Origin of the sequence: Nostoc sp. JL34, assembly GCF_017114945.1 — a bacterium.
Taxonomy (GTDB): Bacteria; Cyanobacteriota; Cyanobacteriia; order Cyanobacteriales; family Nostocaceae; genus Nostoc.
The window spans coordinates 87,384-101,863 of sequence record NZ_JABXKQ010000032.1 but is presented as its reverse complement, the minus strand read 5'-3'; the positions used below and the strand labels follow the sequence as shown (position 1 = coordinate 101,863).

16 protein-coding genes are annotated in these 14,480 nt (G+C 42.2%); 5 read left to right on the top strand and 11 right to left on the bottom strand.

Annotation, left to right across the window (positions count from 1 at the left end; all coding sequences use genetic code 11):
* Positions 1 to 1,023: 1,023 nt before the first annotated feature.
* From HWQ44_RS05400 to HWQ44_RS05390, 3 genes are all read left to right on the top strand, one after another.
* Complete coding sequence (locus HWQ44_RS05400) at positions 1,024 to 1,188, top strand: CopG family transcriptional regulator (RefSeq protein WP_181928261.1); 165 nt, start codon at positions 1,024 to 1,026, stop codon at positions 1,186 to 1,188.
* A gap of 277 nt (positions 1,189 to 1,465) precedes the next feature.
* Positions 1,466 to 2,905 (top strand): 9,9'-di-cis-zeta-carotene desaturase, encoded by a 1,440-nt coding sequence (gene zds / locus HWQ44_RS05395; protein ID WP_292715876.1) that lies wholly within the window; start codon positions 1,466 to 1,468, stop codon positions 2,903 to 2,905.
* Positions 2,906 to 2,977: 72 nt separating this feature from the next.
* Positions 2,978 to 3,421 (top strand): SRPBCC family protein, encoded by a 444-nt coding sequence (locus HWQ44_RS05390; protein ID WP_292715874.1) that lies wholly within the window; start codon positions 2,978 to 2,980, stop codon positions 3,419 to 3,421.
* A gap of 207 nt (positions 3,422 to 3,628) precedes the next feature.
* Here HWQ44_RS05390 and HWQ44_RS05385 read toward each other — a convergent pair whose 3' ends face one another.
* The 5 genes from HWQ44_RS05385 to HWQ44_RS05365 all read right to left on the bottom strand — a co-directional run bounded on the left by HWQ44_RS05385 (position 3,629) and on the right by HWQ44_RS05365 (position 7,100).
* Positions 3,629 to 3,958 carry a hypothetical protein gene (locus HWQ44_RS05385; protein WP_292715871.1) on the bottom strand — a complete coding sequence of 110 codons (330 nt, stop codon included), beginning with the start codon at positions 3,956 to 3,958 and terminating at the stop codon, positions 3,629 to 3,631.
* Between the two features lie 274 nt (positions 3,959 to 4,232).
* The gene (locus HWQ44_RS05380; RefSeq protein ID WP_292715868.1) at positions 4,233 to 4,451 is read right to left on the bottom strand and encodes a type II toxin-antitoxin system HicB family antitoxin; all 219 of its coding nucleotides are present in this window, start codon (positions 4,449 to 4,451) and stop codon (positions 4,233 to 4,235) included.
* A 58-nt stretch (positions 4,452 to 4,509) separates the two neighbouring features.
* Positions 4,510 to 4,746 carry a 2Fe-2S iron-sulfur cluster-binding protein gene (locus HWQ44_RS05375; RefSeq protein ID WP_069073076.1) on the bottom strand — a complete coding sequence of 79 codons (237 nt, stop codon included), beginning with the start codon at positions 4,744 to 4,746 and terminating at the stop codon, positions 4,510 to 4,512.
* A 102-nt stretch (positions 4,747 to 4,848) separates the two neighbouring features.
* Positions 4,849 to 6,333, bottom strand: a complete 1,485-nt coding sequence (gene cobQ, locus HWQ44_RS05370; RefSeq protein WP_292715862.1) for a cobyric acid synthase CobQ — start codon at positions 6,331 to 6,333, stop codon at positions 4,849 to 4,851.
* A gap of 362 nt (positions 6,334 to 6,695) precedes the next feature.
* Positions 6,696 to 7,100 carry an Npun_F0494 family protein gene (locus HWQ44_RS05365; protein WP_292715860.1) on the bottom strand — a complete coding sequence of 135 codons (405 nt, stop codon included), beginning with the start codon at positions 7,098 to 7,100 and terminating at the stop codon, positions 6,696 to 6,698.
* A 194-nt stretch (positions 7,101 to 7,294) separates the two neighbouring features.
* Here HWQ44_RS05365 and HWQ44_RS05360 point away from each other — a divergent pair, with 194 nt between their 5' ends.
* Positions 7,295 to 7,735: a peroxiredoxin gene (locus HWQ44_RS05360; RefSeq protein ID WP_099101976.1), complete on the top strand. Its 441-nt coding sequence runs from the start codon at positions 7,295 to 7,297 to the stop codon at positions 7,733 to 7,735.
* Between the two features lie 65 nt (positions 7,736 to 7,800).
* On the opposite strand, the gene HWQ44_RS05355 is transcribed toward HWQ44_RS05360, so the two are convergent.
* From HWQ44_RS05355 to HWQ44_RS05335, 5 genes are all read right to left on the bottom strand, one after another.
* Positions 7,801 to 8,199, bottom strand: a complete 399-nt coding sequence (locus HWQ44_RS05355; RefSeq protein ID WP_292715851.1) for a hypothetical protein — start codon at positions 8,197 to 8,199, stop codon at positions 7,801 to 7,803.
* 40 nt (positions 8,200 to 8,239) lie between these two features.
* Complete coding sequence (locus tag HWQ44_RS05350) at positions 8,240 to 9,127, bottom strand: ABC transporter permease (RefSeq protein ID WP_292715848.1); 888 nt, start codon at positions 9,125 to 9,127, stop codon at positions 8,240 to 8,242.
* Between the two features lie 153 nt (positions 9,128 to 9,280).
* Positions 9,281 to 10,300: an ABC transporter ATP-binding protein gene (locus HWQ44_RS05345; RefSeq protein WP_292715845.1), complete on the bottom strand. Its 1,020-nt coding sequence runs from the start codon at positions 10,298 to 10,300 to the stop codon at positions 9,281 to 9,283.
* Positions 10,301 to 10,435: 135 nt separating this feature from the next.
* Positions 10,436 to 11,416, bottom strand: a complete 981-nt coding sequence (locus HWQ44_RS05340) for a choice-of-anchor A family protein (protein WP_292715842.1) — start codon at positions 11,414 to 11,416, stop codon at positions 10,436 to 10,438.
* A 203-nt stretch (positions 11,417 to 11,619) separates the two neighbouring features.
* Complete coding sequence (locus tag HWQ44_RS05335; RefSeq protein ID WP_292715839.1) at positions 11,620 to 13,107, bottom strand: aminotransferase class I/II-fold pyridoxal phosphate-dependent enzyme; 1,488 nt, start codon at positions 13,105 to 13,107, stop codon at positions 11,620 to 11,622.
* Positions 13,108 to 13,224: 117 nt separating this feature from the next.
* Here HWQ44_RS05335 and HWQ44_RS05330 point away from each other — a divergent pair, with 117 nt between their 5' ends.
* Entirely contained in the window at positions 13,225 to 13,950 is a 726-nt protein-coding gene (locus tag HWQ44_RS05330) for a M15 family metallopeptidase (protein WP_292715837.1), read from the top strand.
* Here the strand turns inward: HWQ44_RS05330 and HWQ44_RS05325 are convergent.
* Positions 13,938 to 14,411, bottom strand: coding sequence for a TspO/MBR family protein (locus HWQ44_RS05325; RefSeq protein WP_292715834.1), 474 nt, complete (start codon positions 14,409 to 14,411; stop codon positions 13,938 to 13,940). The genes HWQ44_RS05330 and HWQ44_RS05325 overlap by 13 nt on opposite strands.
* Positions 14,412 to 14,480 lie beyond the last annotated feature (69 nt).

Here is a 14,480-nt window from a genome sequence, read left to right as displayed (position 1 = left end):
AAAATAGTTGTAAATCAATACTTTATTGCTAGTAACTTATCTCTTAGTTTAAATCTAAGAATAATATTTACTGTGTAATTTGTGGCATCATAATTGGCTAAAGATGATTTATATAACCTCTAGATAGATAAATACGAACAATGCCAGAAAAATCGCCGGGTTGAGAGCAAACTATATCGCTAGAGAGAGGATAAAAAATATGCAAAATTTCATCGTATCTTTACCGGAAGTTAGTGTAGAAGCATGAAACAAAACTAAAATATTCTCGTCAACAGTCAAGTAGCATCATATCTGTTATGGGCTAATTCATCTGTGTGAAATTACAGATAATGATGTCAAAATTTACCAACATCCTTGGCTATTTACACCCAGCAAACTGAGTCTTATACGCTTTTTTATGGTTACGATATTGGCACGGAAAAGCAATTAGCTTGATCGAGGTAAGCCAAAAATCATAACCGTTCAAGTAGCTCTTAACTTCTTGGTTACAGGAATGGGTGCAGATAAGTATTTGTTCTAGAGCGATCGCTTATTTGCCTACTTTTAAGTGATTATTCACGCTCTATACACACCACTGTAACCCGCCTGTAAGCCAGTATTTCAGCATGACAATGATTCTGAAGCTTTATTTTCTGGTGTTTTACCAGATATTCTCTCGAAGAGGGTTTGGCGAACTTGGTTAAGCGAGAAGGTCAAATCCTTTCAATGGAGAATAACTTTGGAAATTTTGATTAAGTCAATAGTAGGTGTCTCAAATTCATTTATCAAATTTCATTGTCAGGCTTTACTCATGCTGTTAGTAGGGTTATTATCTTCAGAAGCAACAATGTGCTTTTTCTACTGTCACAATAGTAACAAAAAAGTGTAGTTTTTTGATTTCTTTAGGAAATGATGAATCCTTTGACAAAACGAACATTTTTAATATTAATGGTATTACTTGTTTCCTGCGACAAATTCTGATAATCTTATCGGTTCCCTCTTTACTTAGACTCTTTCGACAATCTAAAATATACAGCAAATAGCATGATAATGACAAATAAAAAATGGGCCGTTAAACGTATAACAGTCAATCTCGCAACACAGGAAGCGGAAAAACTGGAAAAATATTGCCAACAAACAGGTAGACCCGCAACCGACGTGATTCGTGAACTGATTAGAAGTTTGCCTGTCTCCGACGACAGCAAATAGGTAAGAAGATGCTTTGACGACTTATCCAGATAACTGCTTTACCACCAAAAAAAATATGATACTTTTTGAGTCCGCCGCTATGGACAAGAGTTTGTCTAGCTGATACAGACGCGAGAAAAACGCATTTGGTCATTTATCGGGACTAAAAGAAGCGATCAACAAAGATTTTAGTATCGACATTGCCATCCCTTAATGTGCTGGTGGAGTTGATATTAAGTAGCAAATTCCGACACCAACCCAGTTACAATCTGTAAAGAAACTGAAAAGGAACGACGGAATGCGCGTTGCAATCGTAGGTGCGGGATTGGCTGGACTAGCAACCGCAGTAGATCTAGCTGATGCTGGTTGTGAAGTACAGATTTTTGAGTCTCGTCCGTTTGTGGGTGGTAAAGTTGGCAGTTGGGTTGATGGAGATGGCAACCATCTAGAAATGGGGTTGCATGTATTTTTCGGGTGCTACTACCAACTATTTGATTTGATGAAGAAAGTGGGGGTGTTAGAAAACTTACGCCTCAAGGAACATACCCACACTTTTATTAATAAAGGGGGGCGCACTGGTGCTTTGGATTTTCGCTTTCTTACAGGTGCGCCTTTCAATGGCTTAAAGGCATTTTTCACTACTTCCCAACTATCGTTGCAGGATAAATTGCAAAATGCGATCGCTTTGGGTACTAGTCCTATAGTTCGCGGATTGGTAGACTTTAACGGGGCGATGAAAACCATCCGCAAATTAGATAAAGTTAGCTTTGCCGATTGGTTCCGCAGTCACGGTGGGAGTAATGGCAGCATCAAGCGCTTATGGAACCCTATCGCCTACGCATTAGGATTTATTGATTGCGAAAATATGTCTGCCCGTTGTATGTTAACAATATTCCAGTTATTTGCAGTTAGAACTGAAGCTTCAGTTTTGCGAATGCTGGAAGGTTCTCCATCTGAATATTTACATAAGCCCATTCTGAAATATCTGGAAGCTAGAGGCACCAAAGTTTACACACGCCGACAAGTTCGGGAAATTCAGTTTACAGAGTCAACTGAACAAACCCATGTCACTGGTATAGTAGTTGCCCAAGGTGATGCAGTAGAAACTATCACAGCTGATGCTTACGTTTTTGCCTGTGATGTTCCAGGAATTCAACGCATCATACCCCACGAGTGGCGGAAGTGGTCAGAATTTGACAATATTTACAAACTGGATGCAGTGCCAGTGGCTACAGTGCAGTTACGCTTCGATGGTTGGGTAACGGAACTGAACAATGGAGAGGAACGTAAACAGCTAAATCATGCGGCTGGAATCGATAATTTACTTTACACGGCCGATGCTGACTTTTCTTGTTTTGCCGATTTGGCGTTGACTAGCCCTGCTGATTATTATCGCCCAGGACAGGGGTCTTTGTTACAGCTAGTGCTGACACCGGGAGATCCGTTTATTGCCCAAAGTAATGAAGCGATCGCACAGCATGTCCTCAAGCAAGTCCATGAACTGTTTCCTTCGTCGCGGGAGCTAAATATGACTTGGTACAGTGTGGTAAAACTTGCTCAGTCTCTCTACCGTGAAGCGCCAGGGATGGATGCGTACCGTCCCAACCAAAAAACACCAGTAGATAATTTCTTCCTTGCAGGGAGTTATACTCAGCAAGATTACATCGACAGCATGGAAGGAGCAACTATTTCTGGACGGCGGGCGGCAAAAGTGATTTTGGAGAGTTTGAAGAGATAACGTAGACACGCAGTGGCTTACCGCAGGCTACCGCAAAGGAAGGGCGCAAAGAGCGCAAAGGAAGAAGAGAGAATGTCAGATTGGTTAGAGCATACTGTGCAAGTAGAAGTAGAGGCTCCCATAGATTTAGTATGGAGCCTCTGGTCTGATTTGGAGCAAATGCCCCGGTGGATGAAATGGATTGATTCAGTGAAAATTCCGCCAGATAATCCAGAGATATCTCTTTGGAAACTGAAGACCGGCAGTTTAGAATTTAATTGGAAATCTCGAATTCTCAAAGTTGTTCCCAACCAAATTATCCAATGGGAATCTGTTGATGGTTTGCCGAATCAGGGAGCAATTCGCTTTTACGATCGCCACGGTACTAGCGTTGTCAAAATGACCATTTCCTACGCTATTCCGGGCATTTTTGGCAAAATTATGGATAATTTGTTTTTGGGGCGGATAGTTGAATCAACGATTCAAGCTGACTTGGAAAGGTTTAAAGAATACGCGCTGAATGTTAAAGCTAATTGATATAGATAGCAAAAACAGGCAGTAGGAAACAAACTGTAAAAGTCTCTTGCTGTCTGATGGAAAAATATAGATTTTTTAAGGGTTAGAGGAGGTGCGATCAGCCACCCTTGTTATGATTTAGGTTATCTAAAAATCTATCAGCATACACAAAATATTGTTTGGTACATTAACCTTAATAACTAAGAATTGCTTCACTTTTAAATGGGACTATTCTACTAGGAAAAGAGAGTAAGATTCCATATGAAGTAGACTAATTATATCACCGATTTTGTTAGCATTTGGATGATTTGAAGGAGGATTAATTTCTGTTAATAACAGTGAGACAAACTCTCCTGTATCATTAACTTTATGAACTTTTCCTTTAACCTCAAATCCAGAGTTGCTTCCTAAAAATTTATCGGGCATTCCTGGAGACACGGTAAGAAAACTCTCAGGAGGGACTATTGAACCTGTAATAATTTCGCCAACCTGGAAATTATAATTCTTCACTAGCTTCTCTGTATAATTAAACTTCTGAAATTTCTGTTGTTGAATCATGATGTAATTTCCAAAATAATTTTACACGTGTACTGTAACTCTTCAGTTCGCCCTAACACTCAAAGATAGTCAATGGTTTTGGCAATTTTTTAGGTTAGTGAGCATTACCAAGTACGATCGCACGATTTTATAATTAAGGCATATACTGATAATCTAATATACAAATTACTCCTTCACAAAAATTAAGTAATAATACGTAAAAATACTATTTCAACTAAAAATAACGTGCGATCGCGCAAATTGTGAAGCATTACATACCACCTGCTCAATTGCCTTAACGCACTCTACTTACTGTTGCTTCTGGAAGTGAATCACCCGTAGCTTTGTAAGCAATAATTAGAGACTCTAAAGCTTCAATTCCATTTGCCACAGCTAACTCATAAGTATCGCCATGAGTCCGCCAGCGTTGTCCTGGAAAATCAGGAAATGCTACCAAAAAACAATTATCTTCTTCAGACCATTGAATAAGCATTGGGTATTTAAGCTTACTCATCTTGTTTCTTCTCCTCTACTTTCTCATCTGATATTTTGAACTTATAGGGTTAAAAAAACTACCAAGTTGGGTCGCTGAACAAATTAATCGTCAATTCCTCGCGTGGCGGGACTGCGGTGATGCAAGCGCGGATGATTTCTCCATCCTCTAATTCGACGGTGCAAGCGTGACAAGACCCCATGAGACAACCGGTGGGAATAAATACCCCAGCCCGGTCTGCTACATCTAAGAGGGCTTCTCCCACTTCGGCATCGACTGTGACATCATCTGGTAAAAAGCGGACACGAACAATCATCAATGGTACGCATTTAATTTAGTATTGTCATTTGTCAGTTGTCCTTTGTTCTTTGCAAATGACTAATGACCAATGACAAATGACATTTCAAGGAATTTTAGCTTAAGACAAAAACGGACTTAAGTCTAAATGGCTTTCAACTTCAGTGGCTAGAGAGTCCAAAATCTGCTCTCGCTGTTCCCGATAGTTAGCAACACCTGTGGGCAAAGATTTTAAACCGCGCTGTTGACGGAGGCGATTTAACCAAGCCCGTCGCCAAGGGCCGTTGTCAAAAAGCCCGTGCAGGTAACTTCCCCACACCGATTGACAACTATCCACTAACCCTAAATTAATATCGTCAAATAGGGCATGGTAGGATTGGGGATCTATTCCTTGCTGTTCGATACGCGATCGCCCTTGGTGGATTTCAAAGCCATTTACTGGCAAGCCCTGTTGCGGATAATTTGAGCTAACTTGGCGCTGGCGGGCAATTTTTTGTCCTGTAATTACAGTTCTAATTGGTAAAAGATTTAACCCTTGAAATCTGCCAGCTTGTCCCTCTATCCCTTCTGGGTCGGCGATGATTTGACCAAGCATTTGATAGCCACCACAGATACCTAAAACCGTTCCGCCAGAAGCAGCATAGTGTTGGATAGCTTCTGCCATACCGCTTTTTTGCAGCAGTAGTAAATCGGCAATTGTGGTCTTTGTCCCTGGGATAATTACGGCATCAGGATGTCCTAAATCTTGCTTAGGACTTAAGTATTTAACTGAAACTGTACTTTCTGATTCCAGTGGGTCAAAGTCAGTGAAGTTGGCAATTCTTGGTAAGCGGATGACGGCAATGTTGAGGTCAGTTTGAGCTTTATTTGACGACGATTGACGTTCTAGCAGGTCAAGAGAGTCTTCTGCTGGAAACATTTCTTGCAAATAAGGTATAACACCAACAACAGGGATACCCGTGCGTTCTTCTAACCATTTTATCCCCGGATCTAGGAGCGATCGCTGTCCTCGAAACTTGTTAATGACTACACCCTTAATTAAGGCGCGTTCATCTGGTTCCAATAACTCTAGAGTACCTACCACATGGGCAAAAGCACCACCCCGGTCAATATCAACCACTAACATGGTTGGCGCATTCAAATATTTTGCCACCCGCATATTAGTTAAGTCGCGGTGCTTGAGGTTAATCTCGGCTGGACTACCAGCACCTTCACAAACCAGCAAGTCAAATTCTGTTCCTAAATGCTGTAAGGATTCTTCAATTGTCCGCCACCCCAGTTCAAAATATTGCTCATAGTAATCTGAGGCACTCACTTTGCCTACAGACCTGCCTTTAATAATTACTTGGGAAGTCATATCCCCTTGGGGTTTGAGTAAAATTGGGTTCATTTCTACCCAAGGCACAACTCCGGCCGCCCAAGCTTGCACTGCTTGGGCATAGCCAATTTCTCCACCACTGGCAGTGACATAAGCATTTAAAGCCATATTTTGACCTTTAAAGGGAGCCACTCGCCAGCCACGCCGCGACAGAATACGACAAATAGCTGTAGTTAAAAGTGATTTCCCTGCATGGGATGTTGTCCCCACTACCATAATTGATTTCATAGTTGCTATTAGTTAGTTTTTCAAGATAAGGGTGGAATTTTAGGAGTGAATAGTCATCTGACAATTCATCCATCAGTTAAAAAAGCAGGGAAAGATCCAAGCGGGAGAGCAAGGGAGGCAGGGAGAGAAGAACTAATACCAATGCCCAATACCCCTCAATAGTGCTGAGTAGGGAATCTCACTTCTATAGTTGGAACGGGCTAAACGCCTCGCTACCGCTAACGAAACTGTTTTGCCCCATACCCCATACCCATCACAAATTTAAATTAGATGATTATGGTAAAGACTTCATGAATAGATGTGATGTTTCCGTATATATTGTTCCCTTTGATCCCTTAATCCTAACTCTTGGGTTTTTTATTCTAAAAAGGTATCCGTAACCAATGAATCACAATATCGGATAAACGATCGCGCCATGAAGGAGTCCGCCAATTTTTCCCCTGATATTGTTCCACTAACTGACGTCCCAAGGGAGTGAGGCGAAAACTATCTGTAATTCCCTGACCATCGACTTCTCGCCGCAATACACCCACTTGAATCAGCCAGCCCAAAGCGTTATCACAGGCTAATTCTGATAAAGGGCGTTTAGTATAGCCCTGCTTGAGTCCATTTTCTAGGGCGATCGCAGTTAATGACACACTCTGGTGTCCCATCACTTCAAATAAAGATACATTAAAGGGCGAACACACGAGCGATCGCTCGGCTCTTTCTACTGTGCTTCGAGGATAGACAAATATATTTGGGTTTTGGGAATCAACAGCAGGCATTGTGTATGGGTAGAAATTTTTCTTTTCAAAAAGATTAATTTAAGAATATATTTTTTCTTGTACCAGATACCCAATTAAACCAAAATTAGTTACCTAAAGTATAGTTCTGCTATTTTTTAGTAATTATATTTAAACATTATAAATTAATGTAAAATTTCAAGTGCATCAACAATCTGAAACAGGAAAGGTTAATTATGCCTCTAGCAGTTGGTACGGATGCACCTGCATTTACCGCCAAAGATACAAACGGCAACACAGTCTCGTTATCTGATTTTGCCGGAAAGACGGTTGTTTTGTATTTTTACCCCAAAGATGACACGCCAGGTTGCACCAAACAAGCCTGTAGTTTTCGGGATGCCCAGTCTCAATATCAAGGTAAAGATATTGTCATCTTGGGAGTTAGTGCAGATGATGAAGTCTCCCATCAAGCATTCACCCAAAAATATAATTTGAATTTTCCCCTACTGGCTGATAGCGACAAATCCCTAATCAAAGCTTTCGATGTGGATGGCGGCGGTTATGCCAAGCGCGTCACCTACGTAATTGACCCCAGCGGTAAAATTACCCATGTTGACAGTGCTGTAAATACCACCACCCATGCTAGCGATGTTTTAGCTGCACTTGGGCTGATCTGATAATTCAGGATTTTTTAAATAGTCTTAGCCCCAAGCCTCTAGAGGCTTGGGGTTCTTTGTTGGATTCAGTTACCTGATGGTGGTGTCACCAATGGCGGCGTCACTGATGGTTGTGTAACCGTTGGCAAACTGAGGGTTGGTTGCTGTTGTTGACCTTGAATTAGTTTTTGTTGCCTTGCTTTAAAGGCTGCTGCTGCTGAGTTTAGTTCTTCGTTCTGTTGGTTAGAATCCCAGTTGAGAGTCCCGAAATTTGCCCGATGAATCAGATCAAACATATTAAAATTGTCTGAGTTGGAACGGGAGAAAGGATCGGTATTTTGGTCTGTTGTAGTATTGCTGGGAAAAGCATCCGTTGGGCTGCTGATTTGAGCCGAACTGGGTTGAGCCATGAGCAAAGAAGCAAAGCTAATTCCTGCTACGGTAGCTACAAAGAGTCTAGGAATTTGTAAAAATGGTTTTTTCATGGGGTTTTGACCCTACCTAAAATTTATCTATTTTATCTTTTTAAGCCAGAGTTCGTCGCAGTTGGGGTTGAATACTTAGTAAGGCGACTAGGGCAAAGCCAAATAACACTAGCAACGCTCCCCCAAAGGTAACATCACCCCAAGGAGCCTGCATTACTACACTACCTAGTCCCCAACTACTGTGGAGATAGAGATAGCGAATTGGTTCGATCGCATAGCTGAGAGGATTCAGGGTAGCGATAACCTGTAACCACTGAGGCATGAAGGATAGAGGTGCTAAAGCAGTACTAGCGAATAATAATGGGAGGTTCGTGACAAAAATCACTGCGATCAATTCGATGTGTCCGGGTAGAGCAAAAGCTAAACCAAGGGAGATGGCTGTTACACCCAAAGCTAAGAGTAAGACAATAACAGCGATCGCACTTAAACCTACTGCATCTGGTAGTCCAGCCCCCAAGAACGCTGCCGCTGCTACAATCACCGCTGCTTGCAACAAACTTTGGCTGATGATGAAGATAGCTGAGGCAAAGACAATGGAAAACCGCGATGCTAAGGGTGCTACTAGCAAACGATTCAAAAAGCCGAACTCGCGGTCAAACATTACCGGCAAACCAGCATTTAGCGCCCCAGCAAAGGCTGTAAACACAATTATGCCGGCAGCTAAAAATTGTCCGTAATTTGTTGTGTTGCCAAATATACCTTTGGGAGCATTTTGGAACAAAGCACCAAATAGTATCAACCACATTACTGGTTGAATAATTCCGGCAACCAAAGATGAGGGACGGCGTTGCAACTGAATAAACAAGCGACGAGTTAAAGCCAGCGTCTCTTGTACCAATTCACCGAAAAAGTTAGGTGCAGCATTAGCATCTGCTTGCGGCGATGCTAGTGGCTGCCAATTTATATCAGATTTAGGAGTAACACTCATGATTGGGGATTGGGGATTGGGGATTGGGGAAGGTGGGGCCCCCTCTGGGGATAAGGGGTAATGGGGATTGGGGATTGGGGATTAGGGATTTTGGATTAGGGATTTTGGATTGGGTATTGGCAAAACTCCTCCCCAGTCCCCAGTCCCCAGTCCCTATCTCATATTCTGCTTCTTCTCAGCTTTGGGATCGCGGGTGGCGACGGCTGCAAGTTCTGCATCCGATAAGGTGCGTCCTGTGGCGGCGAGATAAACGTCATCGAGACTGGGGCGAGATTGGGCGATGCCAAATGTGGGCAAGCCAGCACTATTGAGCGCTTGCTGTATGTTAATGAGAACATCATTCTGAGGTGTCACTACCAAGTTGAGGGAATTACCTTGAGCGCTGTTGATGATGACTTCTTGGACAAAGGGTAAAGGTTTCAGGAGGTTTTTAGCTTTTTCAGCTTCTTCAATGGGGGAAAATTCGCGGATTCGCAAGGTGATGCGATCGCCCCCTACTTGATCTTTCAATTGCGAAGGTGTACCACTTGCAATCACGACGCCGCGATCTATAATTGCCACGCGATCGGCTAAAGCGTCAATTTCTTCTAAGTAATGGCTGGTAATTACTACCGTCGTTCCAGAGGCGCGTAATTTTCTCAGGAAATCCCAAACCACAAAACGAGTTTCTATGTCAAGTCCCACAGTTGGCTCATCCAATACCAGAACATCCGGTGCATGGAGTAATCCAGCAGCCAAGTCTAGGCGCTTGCGTAAACCACCTGAGTATGTACCTGTCTTTTTGTTGGCGTATTCTTGCAAACCGAGTAAATCTAATACCGTCTCAATGCGCTGTTTGGCTACTGTGCCTGGGAGGTGATAAAGTGCTGCTTGCAATTGCAGCAGTTCTTTTCCAGTCAACACCTTATCTATAGCGACTTCCTGAGCTACGTAGCCTAGTCGTTGTCTTGCGACTCTGGGATTATCTAATACAGAAATACCAGATACTTCGATTTTGCCAGCATCCGGTGTGGTCAGCGTACATAAGGCACGCAAGGTAGTAGTTTTCCCAGCACCATTGGGGCCAAGTAAACCAAAGATTTCTCCTGGTTCTACCTGAAAGGAAACATCTTGGACGGCAACCACTGTACCGTAGCGCTTTTGCAAATTTTGAATGAAAACGGCGGGAGCCATGACAGCTGATCCCCAACTATACAAATCTCAATAAAGTCTATCCTTATTGTAGAAGGTAGAGAGCAAGGAAATAGCGCATAAGCGAAAATCTGTAAATAAGTTCGCTTTATGCGCTATGCTGCCAAAAATTTTTAATTATTTTAAACAAGTTGCTTGATTGCGTTTGTAGCGAAACAAACCAAATACTACAGCAACTAATCCTAAACCTGGAAGATTTGTAGGCTCTGGAACTTGAGTCCGAGTGGGAGGCTTAGGCGGAGTGTAGTACTTACTTGGGAGATTCGGCAAATCACCATTAAACAGATAGTTGTGAGATTCGCCATTTCCTGTCAAAGAAGCAACTACCACGTTGCCGTTAACTTGACCGTTATTAAAATTGAAATTAGCCAAAGGAGCAAGAATACTACCTAATATGCTAATCCCACTGGCAGTTATGTTTGTCGCTTCATAGAAGTTGTAGATTACCTTTTGTTTATCTGTGCCAATGATATTAAAACCAAAGTTTTGCAGCGACACATCCTTACCGCTGATATTGACAACGATAGTTGAATTTGTGTCCCCCTTAATTTCAAAATAGTTTGTCTTGGAGACAGATGAACCTGCAAGATTAAAAACATTGAAAGCAGTACCACTGCCACTAAGGTTAATAGCACCCCAAGGTTGAACTGTTGTTTTACCAGTAGGAGTTAAGGTTGCCAAATATTGAGATAGCCCTCGCAATTCTTTCCCTGCTTCATTGAAGTCGATGGGATTGCTCTTGCTGAGAGTTCCCTGTGGAAATCCTACATTGCTGGACACATTGGCGCTGCCTCCATAGACAGCATTACCGTGGTAGACTTGACCGTTGCTCAGAGTTAGATTTTGTCCAGCTACTACTACGTTACCGCTATTGTTAGAAAGTCTGCTTCCGAGTCCGCCGACAAAATTAATGTTACCGCCAGCAGCAAGTTTTCCTTCAATATCTGTATATTTTTGAGAGATATCTCCCAAAACAAATACATTGTAATCAGAGGCAGCGCCTAACTCAACTGCATTCGCTCTTGCTGAGAAACCCAGCGCTAGAGTGACTACAATAGGAGCTGCTACTAGCCGCCTATAATAGGTTTTTGATTTCATCTTCTAGTTTATGAATCATCAACATTATCCTATGGGTATAAATCAAAGATCGCATTAGTCTCCTAGCTCTTTTCATTGAAGTTTCATACCTGGCATAATTACTGTATATTTTCTCCTAACTTGTCCGTTCAACCGCATATTTACTGTTGACTAAATGAATTAAATTTTTATCAACAATAATTTAGGAGTTTGGAGTTAAGACGTTATTTCACAACTTTAAAAGTTTTGAGGCTAGTGTCATTGCAACCACTGATAAATCCACCCATTGCCTGGATTTGTTGCAGATATTCAAGGATAGGTTTAGTGATGACTTCTCCTGGCATTAACACAGGAATTCCTGGAGGATAGGGACAGACGATTTCGGCACAGATGCGTTTATTAGTCTGTGTCAAAGGTAGTATTTCACTGACAGCAAAAAAGGCTTCACGGGGAGAACAGCATAAAGTATGACACTGTGTTGTGAAAAGATTCTGCCAAATATGGCTTTTAACATTCAAGTTGGTTCGGCGATATTCTTTGGCAAGAGTGGTAAAACCTTGCACTAATTGCTCAATATCAGCTAGGGTGTTGCCCAAACTAATGATAAAGGTGAGATGTTGCAATGAGGCGAATTCAGCTGTGACAGCAAATTTTTCATCGAGAATTTCATCTGCTTCAAATCCGGTTAAGCCTAAACCAGAAACAGTGACAGTTAGTCGCGTTTCGTCTAAAGCCACAAAGCCGAGAGATCCCCTCAAACCTCCTTGATAAGGGGGGATAGGAATCTGTAAAACAGATAATCCAGGAATTTGATTGATTTTTGTTCTAGCTTCATTAGCAAGTTGCAAAGCGCGAGACATCAGCATTTTTCCGTGGAGTGCCATTTGCTGACGCGCTGCATCTAAAGAAGCTAAAAGTAAATAACTGGGACTGGTAGATTGTACGAGCTGCAAAGCTTTACTGATGCGATCGCAATCTATCCTATTACCTTGAATGTGCAGCATTGATGCTTGTGTCATTGCACCAAGCACTTTGTGGATGGATTGTACAGTTAAATCTGCACCTGCTACTAAAGCTGGAGTGGGTAATTTTGGGTGAAAGGTAAAGTGTGCGCCGTGTGCCTCATCTACAAGTAAAGGGATATTGTATTGATGGGTAATATTGGCGATCGCACTCAAATCTCCACAAACACCGTAATATGTTGGATAAACTGTCAACACTGCTTTAGCATCAGGATGCTGTTGGAGTGCAGATTGTAAAGCATTGGGCGTGATGCTATGGGCAATATCTAAAACTGGATCGTATTCAGGATTAAGAAAAATTGGTATTGCACCTGAGAGAATTAAACCTGCGATCGCAGAAGAATGGACATTGCGAGGCAAAATGATTTTATCACCCGTGCCACAGGTAGCAAGAATTGCCGCTTCAATCCCACAGGTAGAACCATTGACAAGGAACCATGTTTGCGAAGCACCAAATGCCTCAGCCGCCAGTTGTTGTGCTTCTTGAATAACGCCTTGGGGTGAAAAGAGATTATCTAAATCTGCTAATTCGGTTAAATCAGCGCGAAAGACGGCTTTACCAAATAAATCAGCCAAGGGTTGAGAAATTCCCTTACCTAGCTTATGTCCTGGGGTATAAAAAGGCGCGTGAGGTCTTGTTGCATTGGCTTTTAAGGCATCTAATAAGGGTGTTTGGTTTTGATTGAGCATTTAATAATTCGTAATTGAAGGTACAAGGAAGGTAAATTTATTAATGAACAGAAATAAATTATTCCTTATGCACAGCATGAGGTAATAATTACGAATTACGAATTACCAATTAGTCACATGAGGCCCTATCATCAAATCCCAATTTTCGAGTGTGGTGAACCGCTAATTGCGATTCCTTTAGAATTGTTTGCGGTGGAATCTCCCCATCCTTATGAAAAATTAGGTGCGCCTTATGGCGATCGCTCTCCTTATTATCTCCGTCAGAGCGTTATCGAAAATTTGCTCCAAGCGCAAAATTATCTTAATATTCTGCATCCTAACTGGCGTATCCAAATCTTTGATGCCTATCGCCCGATCGCAGTTCAGCAGTTTATGGTAGATTACAGCTTCGCCCAAGCATTACAAGACAGGGGACTGACTGAGGTGGAGTTATCACCAAACCAACGTCAAGAAATTTGGGAAGTGGTTTATGCAATTTGGGCTGCACCAAGTTTGGATGAAAAAACTCCGCCTCCTCACAGTACTGGTGCGGCAGTGGATGTGACGCTAGTAGATGATGCAGGGCAAATAGTGAACATGGGTTCGCCGATTGATGAAATGTCAGAGCGATCGCATCCCGATTATTATGCCAATAGCGATCGCCCAGAAATGCAAAAGTATCATACTCACCGTCAACTATTGCAAGATGTAATGTTAAAAGCTGGTTTTCAACGCAATCCCAGAGAGTGGTGGCATTTTTCTCTTGGCGATCAAATGTGGGCTTGGCTGAATAATCAATCCAATCCAGCCAATCCTGTCACTGCACGTTATGGGCGTCTTGCACAGATACCTTATGCATCTTGAGGATTTAGTTCTCTTAACTCGTCGGTAGTGTAAGTACCAATAGGAGTCCAAACTAGATAGGGAAGCAGTAACAGCGCTGCTATTGGAGAAACGGGCAAAACGCAGATTGCCAGGACAACGGCTAAAATCAAACCGGCTAGCCCAAGAATTTCCCCAGCTTTCAGACTGCGAAACCTCAGCATTACAGGTATGTAGGCGACGGTGATAATTTCCACAAGAAGGTAAAAAGCCATTAGTAGCCAAGTAATTAGACTTCCGGGATTTTTTTGCCAAACAATATAAGCTGAAGCTGCACCGCCAATAAAAATTACAGTCCAGATCAACGGAATCAGCGGCTCAAAAACTAGCCAGCGAGGGCGACTTAAACGTGCAAACCATTTAACATCACGCGGCGTGATTAAGAAGCTACCAAGGGCGATGAAAAAAGTTACAGCCCCAATTATTATCCAAGATGGAATCATATTGCACTCTTGTGTGTGTATTTTGTCAAGTCATACACTGCAAGTTTGGCAATTTAGAGAATATGTTGA